15 protein-coding genes and 1 pseudogene are annotated in these 15,573 nt (G+C 73.1%); 4 read left to right on the plus strand and 12 right to left on the minus strand.

Features of this window, described 5'->3' with window-relative positions:
• Window positions 1-5: 5 nt before the first annotated feature.
• Both ACQVFL_RS15815 and ACQVFL_RS15820 read right to left on the minus strand, forming a co-directional pair.
• A complete protein-coding gene (locus tag ACQVFL_RS15815) occupies window positions 6-1,154 on the minus strand; it encodes a fatty acid desaturase family protein (protein WP_396695708.1) in 1,149 nt (382 codons plus the stop codon).
• Between the two features lie 17 nt (window positions 1,155-1,171).
• Window positions 1,172-2,263: a ferredoxin reductase gene (locus ACQVFL_RS15820; protein WP_396695710.1), complete on the minus strand. Its 1,092-nt coding sequence runs from the start codon at window positions 2,261-2,263 to the stop codon at window positions 1,172-1,174.
• A gap of 84 nt (window positions 2,264-2,347) precedes the next feature.
• On the opposite strand from ACQVFL_RS15820, the gene ACQVFL_RS15825 reads away from it, so the two are divergent.
• Window positions 2,348-3,583 carry a PucR family transcriptional regulator gene (locus ACQVFL_RS15825; protein WP_396695712.1) on the plus strand — a complete coding sequence of 412 codons (1,236 nt, stop codon included), beginning with the start codon at window positions 2,348-2,350 and terminating at the stop codon, window positions 3,581-3,583.
• A 75-nt stretch (window positions 3,584-3,658) separates the two neighbouring features.
• On the opposite strand, the gene ACQVFL_RS15830 is transcribed toward ACQVFL_RS15825, so the two are convergent.
• From ACQVFL_RS15830 to ACQVFL_RS15870, 9 genes are all read right to left on the minus strand, one after another.
• On the minus strand, window positions 3,659-5,230 hold the full coding sequence (locus ACQVFL_RS15830; protein WP_396695714.1) for a Na+/H+ antiporter: 1,572 nt from the start codon (window positions 5,228-5,230) through the stop codon (window positions 3,659-3,661).
• A gap of 83 nt (window positions 5,231-5,313) precedes the next feature.
• The gene (locus ACQVFL_RS15835; protein ID WP_431729738.1) at window positions 5,314-6,102 is read right to left on the minus strand and encodes an IclR family transcriptional regulator; all 789 of its coding nucleotides are present in this window, start codon (window positions 6,100-6,102) and stop codon (window positions 5,314-5,316) included.
• Window positions 6,099-6,479, minus strand: coding sequence for a 4-carboxymuconolactone decarboxylase (gene pcaC / locus ACQVFL_RS15840; protein WP_396695718.1), 381 nt, complete (start codon window positions 6,477-6,479; stop codon window positions 6,099-6,101). Before pcaC ends, ACQVFL_RS15835 begins: the two co-directional genes overlap by 4 nt.
• The gene (gene pcaD, locus ACQVFL_RS15845; protein ID WP_396695720.1) at window positions 6,476-7,258 is read right to left on the minus strand and encodes a 3-oxoadipate enol-lactonase; all 783 of its coding nucleotides are present in this window, start codon (window positions 7,256-7,258) and stop codon (window positions 6,476-6,478) included. The genes pcaC and pcaD overlap by 4 nt, the downstream gene beginning before the upstream one ends.
• The gene (pcaB, locus tag ACQVFL_RS15850) at window positions 7,255-8,592 is read right to left on the minus strand and encodes a 3-carboxy-cis,cis-muconate cycloisomerase (RefSeq protein WP_431729739.1); all 1,338 of its coding nucleotides are present in this window, start codon (window positions 8,590-8,592) and stop codon (window positions 7,255-7,257) included. The genes pcaD and pcaB overlap by 4 nt, the downstream gene beginning before the upstream one ends.
• Complete coding sequence (gene pcaG / locus ACQVFL_RS15855) at window positions 8,567-9,136, minus strand: protocatechuate 3,4-dioxygenase subunit alpha (protein ID WP_431729740.1); 570 nt, start codon at window positions 9,134-9,136, stop codon at window positions 8,567-8,569. Before pcaG ends, pcaB begins: the two co-directional genes overlap by 26 nt.
• The gene (gene pcaH, locus ACQVFL_RS15860; RefSeq protein WP_431729741.1) at window positions 9,129-9,872 is read right to left on the minus strand and encodes a protocatechuate 3,4-dioxygenase subunit beta; all 744 of its coding nucleotides are present in this window, start codon (window positions 9,870-9,872) and stop codon (window positions 9,129-9,131) included. The genes pcaG and pcaH overlap by 8 nt, the downstream gene beginning before the upstream one ends.
• A 49-nt stretch (window positions 9,873-9,921) precedes the next feature.
• The gene (locus ACQVFL_RS15865) at window positions 9,922-10,689 is read right to left on the minus strand and encodes a CoA-transferase subunit beta (protein ID WP_431729742.1); all 768 of its coding nucleotides are present in this window, start codon (window positions 10,687-10,689) and stop codon (window positions 9,922-9,924) included.
• The gene (locus tag ACQVFL_RS15870; RefSeq protein WP_431729743.1) at window positions 10,686-11,504 is read right to left on the minus strand and encodes a CoA transferase subunit A; all 819 of its coding nucleotides are present in this window, start codon (window positions 11,502-11,504) and stop codon (window positions 10,686-10,688) included. Before ACQVFL_RS15870 ends, ACQVFL_RS15865 begins: the two co-directional genes overlap by 4 nt.
• Window positions 11,505-11,818: 314 nt before the next feature.
• On the opposite strand from ACQVFL_RS15870, the gene pobA reads away from it, so the two are divergent.
• The gene (gene pobA, locus ACQVFL_RS15875) at window positions 11,819-12,988 is read left to right on the plus strand and encodes a 4-hydroxybenzoate 3-monooxygenase (protein ID WP_431729744.1); all 1,170 of its coding nucleotides are present in this window, start codon (window positions 11,819-11,821) and stop codon (window positions 12,986-12,988) included.
• Between the two features lie 3 nt (window positions 12,989-12,991).
• Here pobA and ACQVFL_RS15880 read toward each other — a convergent pair whose 3' ends face one another.
• A complete protein-coding gene (locus tag ACQVFL_RS15880; RefSeq protein ID WP_431729745.1) occupies window positions 12,992-13,417 on the minus strand; it encodes an alpha/beta fold hydrolase in 426 nt (141 codons plus the stop codon).
• A gap of 110 nt (window positions 13,418-13,527) precedes the next feature.
• On the opposite strand from ACQVFL_RS15880, the pseudogene ACQVFL_RS15885 reads away from it, so the two are divergent.
• Together ACQVFL_RS15885 and ACQVFL_RS15890 are read left to right on the plus strand one after the other, a co-directional pair.
• Window positions 13,528-13,791, plus strand: a pseudogene (locus ACQVFL_RS15885) (helix-turn-helix transcriptional regulator); the annotation flags it as partial.
• A 187-nt stretch (window positions 13,792-13,978) separates the two neighbouring features.
• Complete coding sequence (locus ACQVFL_RS15890; protein WP_431729746.1) at window positions 13,979-15,439, plus strand: PepSY-associated TM helix domain-containing protein; 1,461 nt, start codon at window positions 13,979-13,981, stop codon at window positions 15,437-15,439.
• Window positions 15,440-15,573 lie beyond the last annotated feature (134 nt).

Consider the following 15,573-nt stretch of genomic DNA (forward strand, 5'->3'; position numbering starts at 1 on the left):
CGGCGTCAGACGCCGGCGGCGGCCAGCGCGGGCGTCGCCGGGCGGTCGTCCGAGGTCGTCTCGGTGCGGCGGCGGTTCGGCAGGGCGAGGCGGAAGACCTTGCCCCACGCGGAGAGCACCTGTCGCGGCAGGGAGCCGGTGACGTACTTCAGGCCGTACTTGTCGAACAGCGCCCGCACCTCGGGGGCGATCTCCTGGTAGCGGTTGCTGGGCAGGTCGGGGAAGAGGTGGTGCTCGATCTGGAACGACAGGTTGCCGGTCATGATGTGCATCAGCTTGCTACCGCTGATGTTGCCCGAGCCGAGCATCTGCCGCAGGTACCACTCGCCCCGGGTCTCCCCCTCGATGGAGGTCTTCTCGAAGGTCTCGACGCCCTTCGGGAAGTGCCCGCACATGATCACCGAGTGGCTCCACAGGTTGCGGACCAGGTTGGCGGTGAAGGTCGCGGCCATGGTGTGGAAGAACGAGGGGCCGGACAGCAGCGGGTGGATCACGTAGTCCTTGAGCGCCTGGCGGCGGATCTTACGGCCGACCGCCCGGAGCCGGGCCCGGAACTCCGGGCTCTTGTGCTTGCCGTCCTTGAGGTTGTTGGCCAGGTCCAGGTCGTACGCGGCGACGCCGTACTCGAAGAAGCAGGCGTTGACGAAGTTGTAGACCGGCTGCCCCAGGTAGGCCGGGTGCCAGGGCTGGTCCTCGTCGACCCGCATGATGCCGTAGCCGAGGTCGTTGTCCTTGCCGACCACGTTGGTGTAGCGGTGGTGCAGCTCGTTGTGCGACTCCTTCCACTGCGACGCCGGGGTGGCGTGGTCCCACTCCCAGCTCGTCGAGTGGATCTTCGGGTCGCGCATCCAGTCCCACTGGCCGTGCAGGACGTTGTGCCCGATCTCCATGTTCTCCAGGATCTTGGCCACCGACAGACCGGCGGTACCGATGATCCAGGCCGGCGGGAACAGCGAGAACAGCAGCACCACCCGGCTGCCGACCTCCAACTTGCGCTGCGTCGAGATGACCTTGCGGATGTACGCGGCGTCCCGCTCACCCCGGGAGTTGATCACGCGCTCCCGCAGGGCGTCGAGTTCCCGGCCGAGGTTCTCGATGTCCTCGGCGGTGAGGTGCGCGATCGGATTGTTGGCCTTCTTCTGGATCACGGTCACGGCGGTGGTTCTCCGATTCAGATCTCGAGTTCGCAGGGCCCGGCCGCGGCCGACACGCAGGTCTGCACGCGTACGCCGTCGCCCGGCAGGGCGGTGGTGAGCTGTCCGTTGCGCAGGTCGCGGACAGCGCCCTGGCGAAGTGGCAGCACGCAGCCGAAGCAGATGCCCATCCGGCAGCCGGAGGGCATCAGCACGCCGGCGTTCTCACCGGCGTCGAGCAGCGGGGTGGTGCCGTCGGCCGCCACCGTCACCGAGGAGGTGGTGAAGGTGACCGTGCCGCCGTCACCGGCGGTGATGATGGTGGGTCGGAAGCGTTCGGTGTGCAGGCGATCGGCCTGCCCTCGGGCGTCCCAGTGCGCCTCGGCCGCGTCCAGCAGACCGAGCGGACCACACGCCCAGGTGCGGCGCTCCAGGTGGTCGGGGACGAGGGTGTCGAGTTCGGCGACGTCCAGCAGACCCTCGACGGAGGTGTGGCGCTCCACCAGCCGGAGGGCGCCACGCGCCGCGAGGGCGCGCAGTTCCGGACCGAAGACCACGTCGTCGGCGGTCGGCGCGGAGTGGACGAGCACCACGTCGCTGCCGTCCAGCGCACCGGAGCGCAGCATCCCGGCGACCGGCGTGATGCCGCTGCCTGCGGTGAGGAACAGCACCCGCTCCGGTGCCGGCGAGGGCAGCACGAAGTCGCCGCGTGCCTGGTCGAGCTGCACCAGCGTGCCGGGGCGGACCCGCCGCACCAGGTGGTTGCTGACCACGCCGTCGGGGATCGCCTTGACGGTCACCGAGATCGGGTCGGTTCGGCGGCCGGGCGGCGAGGTCACCGAGTAGGCCCGCCACTGGCGTACGCCGTCGACGTCGACACCGAGGCGGATGTACTGGCCCGGAACGTGGCCATTCCAACTGCGTCCCGGCTGGATCAGCACGGTCGCGGCGTCGGCCGTCTCGGGGCGTACCTCGACGATCCGCCCGCGCAGGTCGGCGCCGGACCGCAGCGGGGCGACCAGGTCGAGGTAGTCCCCGGGCAGTACCGGTGTGGTCACCGACTCGGCGAGTCGCCACAGACGGCGTCGAAGGGATACCTTGGCGCCCGGTCGCGGAACGGTGGCGGTCATAGGACGATGGTCGCGGTGTGCTGGGCATAAAATCTTGGCCGGCGAAGGTAAAGCGACCCATCCGTTTTGTGCGGGGAGAACAACGTGGCGGAAAACTCCGACACCACCCATCGGGCGGCCCGCATCGAGTTGGACCAGCGGGTGGCCGGTGAGCTGCGGGACCGCCTGCCGCTGGTCGCCGAACGGACCGTCACCGCGATCACGGCGGAGGTGCCCAGTTACTCCGGCACCCTGACCGGACAGATGCGGGACAAGATCGAGAACGCGGTGCAGATCGCGTTGGGCACGTTCCTGCAACTGCTCGAACGGTCCCACGGCGGCGACCCCAGCACACCGCTGGTCCCGGCGCTGGAGGCCGCGTACGCGCTGGGCAGCGGTGAGGCCCGGTCGGGTCGCAGCGTGGACGCGCTGCTGGCCGCGTACCGGATCGGCGCCCGGGTCTCCTGGCGGGAACTGGCCGCCACCACCGTGTCGATCGGGTCACCCGCCGCCGCGGTCGCCGAGTTCGCCGAGCTGATGTTCGCCTACATCGACGAACTCTCCGCGGCCAGCGTGGCCGGGCACGCCGACGAACTGGCCAGCGTCGGGCGGGCCCGACGACGGAACCTGGAACGGCTCACCCAGCAGTTGCTCCTCGGCGAGCCGGAGGACGTGCTGGTGCGCAGCGCGGAGCGGGCCGACTGGCCACTGCCGCAGACGCTGACCGTGGCACTGCTGCCGCAGACGAAGCTGCGTGGCGCGCTGGCCCTGCTCGACGAGCACACGCTGGAGAGCACCGAGGAACTGCCCGCCGGGGAGTCGGGTACGGAGACCGCCGTGCTGCTCGTACCGGACATGCACGGCGACCGGCGACGGCAGCTCGCCCGGGTGTTGCAGGGCCGTCGCGCGGTGCTCGGGCCGGCCCGTCCGTGGGCCCGGGCCCGCTCGTCGTACCACCGGGTGCTGCGGCTCAGCACCCTGGGCATCGCGCCGCCCGACGACGGCGAGCCGGTGGACACCGAGCACCACCTGGCCGAACTGCTGCTCAGCGCCGACCTGGAGGCGCTCGCCGACCTGCGCGCCCGGGTCCTGGAACCGCTGGCCGCGCTGCCCGCGGCCAGCGCCGAGCGGCTCGCCGAGACGCTGCGCTCCTGGCTGCTGCACCAGGGGCGGCGCGACGACGTCGCCGCCGACCTCTTCGTCCACCCGCAGACCGTGCGGTACCGGATGGGTCAGCTCCGCCAGCTCTACGGCGAGCGGCTCACCGACCCGCGCAGCCTGCTGGACCTCACCGTGGCGCTGGCGCTGCCGGCCCCCGGCCCGTCTCCCGCGGCGAGCTGAGCATGGATGTAAGGAGGGGTCCCCTGCTATACACCAGGCGTTAGCAGGGGACCCCTCCTTACATCCGGTGCATCGCTACTCGAGGGTGTGCGGCCCGAGCAGGCGGATCTCCTCGACGTCCAGGTGCGCCTGCAACTCGCGGAGCACCACGTCGTCGATCTCGCGGGCGTCGCGCATCCGGGTGATCTCGCGGCGTTTGTGGTCCAGCGCGGCCAGCCGGAGCCGACGCTCCGCCTCCTGGGCGGCGGACGTGTCGTCCTCCGGATCGGCCTGGGCCGCGTCCAGATGTCCCGCGTACTCGTCCTGGATGCGTCGCGTGGTCTCCGGGTCGACGCCGACCCGGTCGGCGATGTCCGGCAGCGCGTCGAGAGTGACCTGGGTGGCCCGCACCCGCGCCTGCCGGCTCTCGTCCTCGCGTTCCGGGTCGCCGGTCAGCCCGGCCCAGGACAGCAGCAGCGGCAGCGTGGTGCCCTGCACCAGCATGGTCAGCAGGATCACCGCCGCCACGCAGAAGATGATGAGGTCGCGTTCGGGCACCCGGTCGCCGTCGATGCTCAGCGGCACGGCGAGCGCCGCCGCCAGCGAGACCGCACCCCGGAAGCCGGCCCACCCGGCGACGGTACGCACCCGCCAGTTCACCCGACGGCTGACCGCGACCGCGCGACGGTCCACCAACCGGGCCACGAGGGCGGTCAGGTGCAACCAGAGCATCCGCACCGCCACCAGCACCACGGCCACCACCACCGCGATGGCGAGCGCGCGCAGCAGCGACACGCTGGTGACGCTGCGTACCGCCCGGGGGATCTGCATGCCGACCAGCACGAAGAGTCCACCGTTGATGAGGAAGGTGGTCAGGTCCCAGAACGACAACGCCAACACCCGCGACCGGGCCCGGACCACCCGGGGACTTGCCGCGGTCAGCATCAACCCGGAGACCACCACCGCGAGTACGCCGCTCTCGTGCACGACGTCGGCGAGGAAGAACGCGGCGAACGGGGTGAGCACGCTGATCGCGCCCTCCCGCAACGGATCGTCCAGGCGCTTGCGAATGAGGATCACCACGGTGCCGACCAGCAGACCGGCCGCGATTCCGCCGAGGAACGACAGGCCGACCCGCTCGACGAGCTCGAACACGGTCGGCGCGGCACCGCCGCCGAGCAGCCCGAGCGCCACGGCGAACAGCACCAGGGCGGTGCCGTCGTTGATCAGGCTCTCGGTGTGCAGCGTGGTGAGCAGCCGCCGGGGCATCCGCTTGGCCAGACCGGCCACGGCCGCGGCGTCGGTCGGGGCGAGCACCGCGCCGAGCACCCAGGCCACCGCCGGATCGACGCCGAAGCGCTGCACGACCAGCGACACCACCACCATCGTGACGCCGACCAGCCCGACCGCCAGCAGCGTGATCACCACGATGTTCGCCCGGAGTTCGCGCAGGCTGGTGGTCAGGCTCTCCCGGTAGAGGATGGCCGGCAGGAACAGCAGCAGCACCACCTCGGGAGGCAGGATGACGTGCGACAGCGGCGGCAGCAGCGCCAGCAGCGCGCCCATGCAGATGAGCAGGACCGGCGGTGCGACCCGGTAGCGACCGCCGAGGGTGGTGCCGAGCAGAACGGTGACGCCCAACGTGATGATCAGCAGCAGTTCGCTCACGTCGCCCCCGTTCGTCGTCCACCACATGGTGGTACGCCGAACGGGCGTCCCGGGCGGATTCGGCCGACCGGCGGGGCTCGCGGCTAGCGGGCCGCTCCCCCGGCCAGGTCCTCGGAGATGCGCCGGGCGGTGGCGAGCAGCGGCGGCAGCAGGTCCCGGCGGATCGTGTCGAACGTGCCGCGGCTGGCGTGGGCGGAGACGTTGACCGCCGCGACCACCGAGCCGTCGTCGGCGCGTACCGGAGCGGCCAGCGACCGCAGCCCCTCCTCCAACTCCTGGTCGACCAGGGCGTACCCCTGGGCGGCGATCCGGGTGAGGATGGTGCGCAGCTTGGCCGGGTCGGTGACGGTACGGCGGGTCAACGGGCGCAGCGTCGCGGTGGCGAGGTAGTCGTCCAGCCACTGCGCGGGCTGCGCGGCCAGCAGCACCCGGCCCATCGAGGTGGCGTACGCGGGGAACCGGGTGCCGACGCTGATCCCCACCGTCATGATCCGTTTGGTGGGCACCCGCGCCACGTAGACCACCTCGTCGCCGTCGAGGACCGAGGCGGAGCAGGACTCGTGGACCTGGGCGACCAGCGCCGCCATGTGCGGGCGGGCCACCTCCGGCAGGCCCAGGCCGGAGAGGTACGCGTAGCCGAGGTCCAGGATGCGCGGGCGCAGCGAGAACAGCCGCCCGTCGGTGTGCACGTAGCCCAGCTCGACCAGGGTGAGCAGGAACCGGCGGGCGGCGGCACGGGTGAGCCCGGTGGAGCGGGCCACCTCGCTGAGGGTGAGCTGCGGGTGCTCGGCGTCGAAGGCCCTGATCACGGCGAGACCGCGTTCCAGCGACTGGACGAACTCGCCGGATCGCGTGGTCGCCGCGTCGGTCACTGGGCCTCCTGCCGCAGGGTCTCCTGGGCCACCTTGAACGCCCGGTTCGCCGCCGGTACGCCAGCGTAGACGGCCACCTGCAACAGGACCTCACCGACCTCCTGCGGGGTCAGGCCGTTGCGCAGCGCGGCGCGTACGTGCATCGCCAGTTCCGCGTCGTGGTGCAGGGTGGCGAGGACGGCGAGCGTGACGCAGCTACGGGTACGCCGGTCCAGCCCGTCCCGCGTCCAGATCTCACCCCACGCGTACCGGGTGATCAGGTCCTGGAAGTCGGCGGTGAACTCGTCGGTGCCGGCGACGGCGCGGTCCACGTGGTCGTCGCCGAGCACCTGCCGGCGTACCGCCATCCCGGCCTCGTGTCGTTGCGCGTCGGTCACGGCGTCGCCCTGCCTTCCGGGTCGAGGTGGGTCGTGAGCAGGCCGGTGACGGCCTCGGGTCGTTCGACGTTGGCCAGGTGGGCGGCGTCGGGCAGGACGACCAGCCGGGCACCGGGGATCCGCGCGGCGATGTCGGCGGCGTGCGCGGGTGGGGTCGCCGGGTCGTCGGCGGCGGCGACCACCAGCGTGGGGGCGCGGACCGAGGCGAGGGCCGGGCGCAGGTCCATGGCGGCGATCGCCTCGCAGCAGGCGGCGTACCCGGCGGGCGGGGTGACGGCCAGCATGTCCTGGTAGGCGGCGACGGTGTCGGGCTGCGCGGCGGCGAACTCGGGGGTGAACCAGCGGGCCACGATCGCCTCAGTGACGGTGTGCAGCAGGCCGGCGCGGACGGTCGCGGCGCGGGCCCGCCAGCCGTCGGCCGGGCCGAGCGCCGCCGAGGTGCACAGCAGGGCCAGGCGGTCGATCCGCTCCGGCGCGTACGCGGCGAGCCACATGCCGACCATGCCGCCGAGGGACAGCCCCGCGTAGTGGACCCGTTCCACGTCCAGTGCGTCGAGCAGCCCGAGCACCGTCCGGCCCAGCAGGTCGATCGTGTACGGCCCGGACGGGACGGGTGAGGCGCCGTGCCCGAGATGGTCGTACCGGACCACCCGGAACCGGGTGGCGAGCGCCGCCACCTGCGGCTGCCACATCGCGCCGGTGGTGCCCAGCGAACTGCCCAGCACCAGCACCGGCGCGTCGGACGGGCCGTCCACGGTGGCGTGCAGCACGTCGTTCACGAGTCGGACCTTTCGTGTGCGAGCGCCCGGTCGACCAGGTGACCGGCGGACCCGAGCCAGGCGGTGGGGTCCAGGGCGGCGTCGAGGTCGGACTCGGACAGGTGGGCCCGCACCTGCGCGTCGGCGAGCAGGGCGTCCCGGAAGCGCGGGCCGGTGGCGGCCCGGCGGACCAGGTCGTGGGCGGCGGCGCGGCCCAGCGTCGGGGCGAGCCGGGCGGCGACCGCCTCGGCCATCGGCAGGCCGCCGGTGGCGTCCAGGTTGGTCCGCATCCGCTGCGGATCCACCCGCAGGTGGGTCAACATCCGGGCGGTCCGGGCGGCGGCTCCGCCCGCGAGGTGCACCAGGTCCAGCAGCGGTTCCCACTCGGCGTGCCAGCCACCGGCGGCGCGCTCGTGCTCCTGCCCGGCGGCGGCGAACAGCGTGCCGACCAGCCCGGGGCCGCGTCGGGCGGCGGCGGCGACCAGGACCGAGTCGACCGGGTTGCGCTTGTGTGGCATGGCCGAGGACCCGCCACGGTCGGCACCGCCCTCGGACACCTCACCGACCTCGGTCTGGGCGAGCAGGCCGACGTCGAGGGCGACCTTGCCGCCGGCGGCGAGCAGCCCACCGAGCGCGGCGGCCAGGTCGAGGACGGGTTGCCGGCGGGTGTGCCAGGGCAGCGGAGCCGCCGCCAGGCCCAGCCGGGCGGCGAAGCGCTCGACCACCGCCGGACCGGCCGGGCCGTACCCGGCGAGGGTGCCGACCGCGCCGCCGAGTTGCGCGGGCAGGGTGTCGCGGACCCGGCGGACCCGAGTGCGCACCTCGACGAGACCGAGCAGCCAGCCGGCCGCCTTGAGCCCGAAGGTGGTCGGCGCTGCCTGCTGGCCGAGGGTCCGTCCGATCATCGGGGTGTCCCGGTGGGCGCGGGCCAGCCCGGCGGCGGCGTCGACGGCCTCGTCGAGGTGCCCCAGCAGTGGCGTCAGGGCCCGCGAGGCGACCAGCGCCAACGCGCTGTCGAGCACGTCCTGACTGGTGGCGCCGTGGTGCACCCAGGGGCGGGCCGGTTCGGCGACGGCGGCGGTCAGTTCCCGCACCAGCGGCACGACCGGGTTGCCGGCGGCCTCCGCCGCCGCGCCCAGGGCCGCCGGATCGTACCGGTCGGCGCGGCACCCGGCGGCGATCGCGTCGGCCGCCGAGGCGGGCACCAGTCCGGCGTCGGCGGCGGCCCGGACCAGCGCGGCCTCCACGTCCAGCATCGCCCGCAGGAGGGCGACGTCACCGAGCTCGGCGTCGACGTCCGGCGTGCCGGACAGCCCGCGCAGCAGCACGTCAGAGGGCGAAGAAGACGGTCTCATGCTCCCCCTGCAGGCGGATGTCGAACCGGAAGCCGTCCGGGGCATGGCGGGCCAGCAGCGTGTCCCGTCGGTCGGGGTCGACGGTACGCAGCACCGGGTCGGCGGCGTTGGTCGGCTCGCCGGGGAAGTAGATCCGGGTGACCAGGCGGTGCAACAGCCCGCGCCCGAGGACGGAGACGGTCAGGTGCGGCGCCTCGGTCTCGCCCGTCGGGGTGGGCAACGGTCCCGGCCTGACGGTGAGCAGCGCGTACTCCCCCTGTGGGTCGGTCTCGGCGCGACCGAAGCCCCGGAAGCCGGCGACCGTCGGCGGTCGGGCGCCGCGCGGGTCGTCGGGGTGGTCGAAGCGGCCGTCCGGGTCGGCCTGCCAGGTCTCCACCAGCGCGTCGGGCACCGGAGCGCCGGTGCCGTCGACGATCCGGCCCCGGATCCAGAACGCCTCCGGCGTGCCGTCGGGCACCACGTACGCCCCGTCCGCCCAGCGCAGGCCGATGTGCAGGTACGGCCCGACGGTCTGGGCGGGCGTGACACCGAGGCGCTCAGTCATCGTGGTCGTCCTCGTCCTCGAAGGGAGTGGCCTCCCGGCCGCGCAGCACGATGTCGAACGCGTACGCCAGCGCCCACTCGGGTCGGGTCGCGTCGTGGTCGTACCGGGCGACCATCCGCTGCCGGGCCTGCGGGTCACGGACCGAGTTGAAGATCGGGTCCTGGAAGAACAGCGGGTCGCCGGGGAAGTACATCTGGGTCACCAGGCGCTGGGTGAAGGCGCGCCCGAACAGCGAGAAGTGGATGTGCGCGGGCCGCCAGGCGTTGTCGTGGTTGCGCCACGGGTACGCGCCGGGGAGCACGGTGACGAACTCGTAGCGCCCGTCGGCGTCGGTGCGGGTGCGCCCGACGCCGGTGAAGTGCGGGTCGATCGGGGCCGGCCAGGTGTCGGCGGCGTGCCGGTAGCGGCCGGCGGCGTTGGCCTGCCAGATCTCCACCAGGGTGTGCGGCACGGCGTGCCTGTCGCCGTCGCGTACCCGGCCGTGCACGATGATCCGTTGCCCCTGTGGTTCGCCGTCGTGCTGACGGGTCAGGTCGTGGTCGAGGTCGCCGATCCGCCCGTCACCGAGCAGCGGGCCGGTGATCTCGGTGAGTCGCTGCGGCAGGTGCACCAGCGGCTGGGCGGGGGCGCGGGCGACGGTGGAGCGGTAGCCGGGGCTGAGCAGGGGCGGATGGGCCTCGACGTCGTCGCGGCGGTAGCTCGGCAGCACCAGCCCGCCGCCGGTGTCTCGGGTCATGGCGTGGTTCTCCCCTCGGTGTCGGCGGGTTCCCGCCGGGTCCGTCCGCTCATCGGGCCGGCCGTACGGTCGCCTGGAGAGCGCGCAGCGCGGTGAGTTCGGCGGCGGTGGGCGGCGTACCGGTGGCCAGGTCGTCGGCGACGGCGAGCGGCCAGCCGGTGGCCGCCCGGGCCTGCGCGATGGTGACTCCCGGGTGCAGTCGGGTCAGGGTGAGTTCGCAGGTGACCGGGTCGGCTTCGAGCACACCGAGGTCGGTGATGACCGTCTTCGGCCCGCCGCCACGCAGGCCCAGCCGGGCCCGGGTGTCGGGGCCGTCGCCGTAGCCGACGGAGGTGACGAAGTCGACCCGCTCGGTGAACGTCCGCCGGCTCTGCCGCACCACGACCACCACCTCCCGGCAGGAGGCGGCGATCTCCGGCGCGCCCCCCGCGCCCGGCAGGCGCACCGTGGGGTCGCGGTAGTCGCCGCCGACGACGGTGGTGTTGATGTTGCCGTACCGGTCGAGTTGCGCGGCGCCGAGGAACCCGACGTCGATGCGGCCGGGTTGCAACCAGTAGTTGAAGACCTCCGGCACGGAGACCACCGCGTCGGCGGTGTCGGCGAGCACGCCGTCGCCGATGGACAGCGGCAGCCGGTCGGGCTTGGCGCCGAGACAGCCCGACTCGTAGACCAGCACCAGCCCGGGGGCGTGGGTGGCCCGGGCCAGGTTCGCCGCGGTGCTGGGCAGCCCGATGCCGACGAAGCAGGCGGTGCCGTCGCGCAGTTGCCGGGCGGCGGCGACGGTCATCATCTCGTCGGCGGTGTACCCGTCGGTCATGCCGGCACCTCCACGTCGCGTACGTGCCGGTCGATCCACTCCCGGAAGGTGTCGCGGTCCCGGCTGATCGCGTCCCAGGCGCGGTAGAAGTCGTTGTCGCGGACCGAGTAGTCCTGGGTGTAGGAGGGGTGGGCGCCGCCGGGCACCCGGGCCACCGCGTCGACGACCCAGCCGGGCAACACCACCTGGCCCGGCACCGGGGTCAGCTCGTCGACGATCTCCTCCACGGTGACCAGCGACCGGTCGGCGGCGAGCACCGCCTCCTTCTGCACGCCGGTGATGCCCCACATCTGCACGTTGCCGGCCCGGTCGGCGCGCTGGGCGTGCACCACGGTCACGTCGGGTCGCAGGGCGGGCACGGCGGTCAGCGTCTCACCGGTGAACGGGCAGTCCACGGTGCGGATGTTGTCGGTGTGCCGGGGCAGGTCGGTGCCGGTGTAGCCGCGCAGCACCGCGAACGGCAGCCCGGAGGCCCCGGCGACGTACCGGTTGGCCATCCCGGCGTGGCTGTGCTCCTCCAGTTCCAGCGGGACCGGCCAGGAGTTCTGCACCGCGTCGCGGAAGCGGTGCAGCGAGCCGACGCCCGGGTTGCCGCCCCAGGAGAAGACCAGCCGCCGGGCGCAGCCGGCGCCGATGAGCTGGTCGTAGATGACGTCGGGAGTCATCCGGACCAGGGTCAGGTCGCGCCGCCCCTGCCGGATGATCTCGTGGCCGGCGGCGAACGGGATCAGGTGGGTGAATCCTTCCAGCGCCACCGTGTCACCGTCGCGGACCAGGTCCGCGACGCCGTCGGCCAACGAGACGAGCTTCGCCATGGGCTTTCCGCCTCCCGATCTCCGGAGCCCGTCGACCTGTTCGGCATACGGACGTGCGTACTTATCTCGAACGTAGCGGCCCCCCGTCGGCGCCGTCAACGCAGCCCACCGACGGCGCGGCGCGGGCCGGGAATTGTTGCCGCACGCCCGTTGACTCGGCCCCGACCCACGTGCCAACGTTCCTGATGAGAACGGACGTTCGGCTTGCGAACAACCGGTGCCCCCTCCCGCACCGCGGGACGGGGTGTCCGCCGGGGCGTCGGAACGCCAGCCGCCCCGCGTGACGCGGACGCGGACAGGTCGAGGAGGCACGGATGCGTACCCAGGTCGGCATCGTCGGGGCGGGACCGGCCGGTCTCATGCTGTCGCACCTGCTGCACCGCCAGGGCGTCGACTCGGTGGTGCTGGAGAGCCGCAGCCGGGAGTACGTGGAGCACCGGGTCCGCGCGGGCGTGCTCGAACAGGGCTCGGTCGACCTGCTGCGCCGCACCGGCCTGGGCGCGCGGCTGGACCGGGAGGGGATGCGGCACGAGGGCATCGAGCTGCGTTTCGACGGCGAGTCGCACCGGGTGCCGATGACGGAGCTGACCGGCCGGGCGATCACCGTGTACGGGCAGCAGGAGGTGGTCAAGGACCTGATCGCCGCCCGTCTCGCGGCCGGCGCGACGATCCTGTTCGAGGCCGAGGCGGTACGCCTGTCCGGCTTGGACTCTTCACCGGTGGTGCACTACCGGCACGAGGGCGTCGAGGCGGAGCTGCACTGCGACTTCGTGGTCGGCTGCGACGGCTTCCACGGGATCAGCCGCGCGGCCGTGCCCGACGGGGTGCTGCACACGTACGAACGGACCTACCCGTTCGCCTGGCTGGGGGTGCTGGCCGCCGCCCCGCCCGCGGTGGACGAACTGATCTACGCCCACCACGAGCGGGGTTTCGCGCTCTACAGCCTGCGCTCGCCGCAGATCTCCCGGCTCTATCTCCAGGTGCCCGCCGACGCCGACATCGCCGACTGGCCGGACGAGCGGATCTGGGCCGAGCTGCGCACCCGGTTGGAGACGGTCCCCGGGTGGCGTCTCAACGAAGGGCCGGTCCTGGAGAAGTCGATCACGCCGTTGCGCAGCCTCGTGGTCGAGCCGATGCGCTGGCAGCGACTCTTCCTGGCCGGCGACGCCGTGCACATCGTGCCGCCCACCGGCGCGAAGGGCATGAACCTGGCGCTGGCCGACGTCGCCCTGCTCGGGGACGCCTTCGCCGCCTGGTACGCCGACGGGAGCACCGACCTGCTCGACGGGTACTCGGCCACCGCGCTGCGCCGGGTGTGGCGGGCCCAGCAGTTCTCCTGGTGGATGACCTCGATGTTGCACCGGCTCGACGCGGACGACCCGTACGAGGCGAAGCTCCAGTCGGCGACCCTGCGGTACGTCACCACCTCCGACGCGTACGCGACCAGCCTGGCGGAGAACTACGTGGGCCTGCCGCAGGTCTGAGACCTACCGCAGGGCACCGAAGAAGGTGCGCAGGTCAGCGACGAAGACCTGCGGCTGTTCCAGGGCGAAGAAGTGCCCGCCGGTGTCGTACTCGGCCCAGTGCACCACGTGGTGGTCGCGTTCGGCGAGCCGCCGCACGGTGACGTCGCGGGACCGGGACACCAGCACCCCGGTCGGCACGGTCGTCCCCTCCCCCACGCCCCAGTCGCCCGCCTCGCCGTCGCCGTCGCCGTACGCCTCGCCGGACCAGGTGGCGGCGGTGATGTCCTCGTAGTAGACCTGGGCGGCGGAGCCGGCCGTACCGGTCAGCCAGTACAGGGTGACGTTGGTCAGCAGCCGGTCCCGGTCGATGACGTCGTCGAGGTGCCCGTCGGCGGGCCCGTCGGTCAGCCGGTGGAACATCTCGACGATCCAGGCGAGCTGACCCACCGGGACTGCGGGACGTCCAGGTGAAACGGGACGATGTCGTCGGTCATGCGGTCGACGCTAGGAGCCGGTTAGGTCAGTTCCGGTCCTAAGCCGGTGGCATCCTCGATCACATGTCGACGCCCTCCGCACGCCTGCTCCGGTTGCTGTCGCTGCTCCAGACGTACCGTCAGTGGTCCGGCGCGGAACTGGCGGCGCGGCTCGGAGTCACCGCGCGGACCGTGCGCCGGGACGTCGACCGACTCCGCGAGCTGGGCTACCCGGTGCACGCCACCCAGGGCACCGGCGGCTACCGGCTCGGTGCCGGCGCGGCGCTGCCACCGCTGCTGCTCGACGACGACGAGGCGGTGGCCGTGACGATCGGGCTGCGGACCGCCCTGCGCGACCTGGGCGATCGTTGCCACCGGGGCGTGCCGGGCGGGGACGGCGAGAGTGGCGGGAACCGCGACGGCCCGGCGTCCGACTAGAGGGCAGAGCGGCGGGCGACCGGGCGACGGCAGCAACACCGACCCGAAGGGCACGGGCGTGTCCGCAGCAAGACCCTCTATTCCGATCGGAAAAGTCATGTCTCTGACCGAAGTCTCCGGCGCCTCCACACCGGACTCCACGCCCGGCCCGGATCGGCCCGCCGCCGAGCCGTCGCCCGCCCGCGCATCACGCCGTCCCTCGCCGCTGGCCGCGCTCCTGGTCCGCCTGCACTTCTACGCGGGTGTCCTGGTCGCGCCCTTCCTGGTCGTCGCCGCCCTGACCGGCCTGGCGTACACCGTCACCCCGCAACTGGACCGGATCCTCTACGGCGACGAGCTGACCGTCGCCTCGGTCGGTGCGCAGCCGAGGCCGCTGGCCGAGCAGATCACCGCCGCGCGGGCCGCCCATCCGGAGGGCAGCCTGGTCGGCGTCTCCCCCGGCTCCGGCGAGCACACCACCCGGGTGGTGTTCGCGCTGCCCGAGCTGGGCGACAGGCAGCACACCGTCTACGTCGACCCGTACACCGCGCAGGTACGCGGACAGTTGACCACCTGGTTCGGGTCCACGCCCGCCACCACGTGGTTGGACGACCTGCACCGCAACCTGCACCTCGGTGACCTGGGACGGCACTACTCCGAGATCGCCGCGAGCTGGCTGTGGGTGCTAGCGCTGGGCGGGATCGTCCTGTGGTGGCGTCGGCGCGGCGCACGCGGTCGGGTCAGGCACCTGCTGGTGCCGGAGATCTCCGCCGGCAAGGGAGTCCGGCGTACCCGGAGCTGGCACGCGACGCTCGGGTTCTGGCTCGCGGTGGGTCTGCTCGTGCTCTCCGCCACCGGGCTGACCTGGTCCCGGTTCGCCGGGGGGAACTTCGCCGCCGGGCTGGACGCGCTGGACGCCGGCCGTCCCGCGCTGTCGACCAGCCTGACCGGCGCGCCGGCGGACTCCGGCGGCGAGCACCAGCACGGCGGGACAGCGACGGAAGCAGCCGACCCGGCCACCTTCGACCGGGTGGCGACCGCCGCCCGCGCCGCCGGGCTGGACGGGCCGATCGAGATCACCCCGGGCGAGCCGGGCAGCGCCTGGGCGGTCGGCCAGACCGACAACACCTGGCCGGTCGGGCGGGACCAGGTGGCCGTCGACCCGACCGACGGTACGGTGACCGCCCGCCTCGACTTCGCCGACTGGCCACTGTTGGCGCAGGTGAGCGCGCTGGGCGTACAGGCGCACATGGGTCTGCTCTTCGGGGTGGTCAACCAGGTTCTGCTCGCCGCGCTCGCCGTCGGCCTGCTCTGCGTCATCGTCTGGGGCTACCGGATGTGGTGGCAGCGCCGCCCCACCCGCACCGACCGGCCGGCGCTCGCCGGGGCGCCGCCCGCGCGGGGTGGCCTGCGCGGGCTCCCACTGTGGATGCTGCTGGTCGGCGTGCCGGTGACCGTCGCGGTGGCCTGGGCGCTGCCGTGGTTCGGCATCCCGCTGCTCGGCTTCCTGGTCGTCGACGCCGTGCTGGGACTGGTCGCCCGTCGGCGCGGCCGGACCGCGACGCCCGCCGCGCGGTGAGGTGTGCCGTCCCGGCCGGGTGTCGTGATCCGGCCGGGACGGCACCGTCGGCCGCTGTCGGACCCGCGTGGTGGGCGGCCATGGAAATCGATGCGTCCCGACCATGGCGCGCGGCGCGGTTACGGGGTAGAAAC

Origin of the sequence: Verrucosispora sp. TAA-831 (assembly GCF_050780145.1) — a bacterium.
Lineage (GTDB): Bacteria > Actinomycetota > Actinomycetes > Mycobacteriales > Micromonosporaceae > Micromonospora.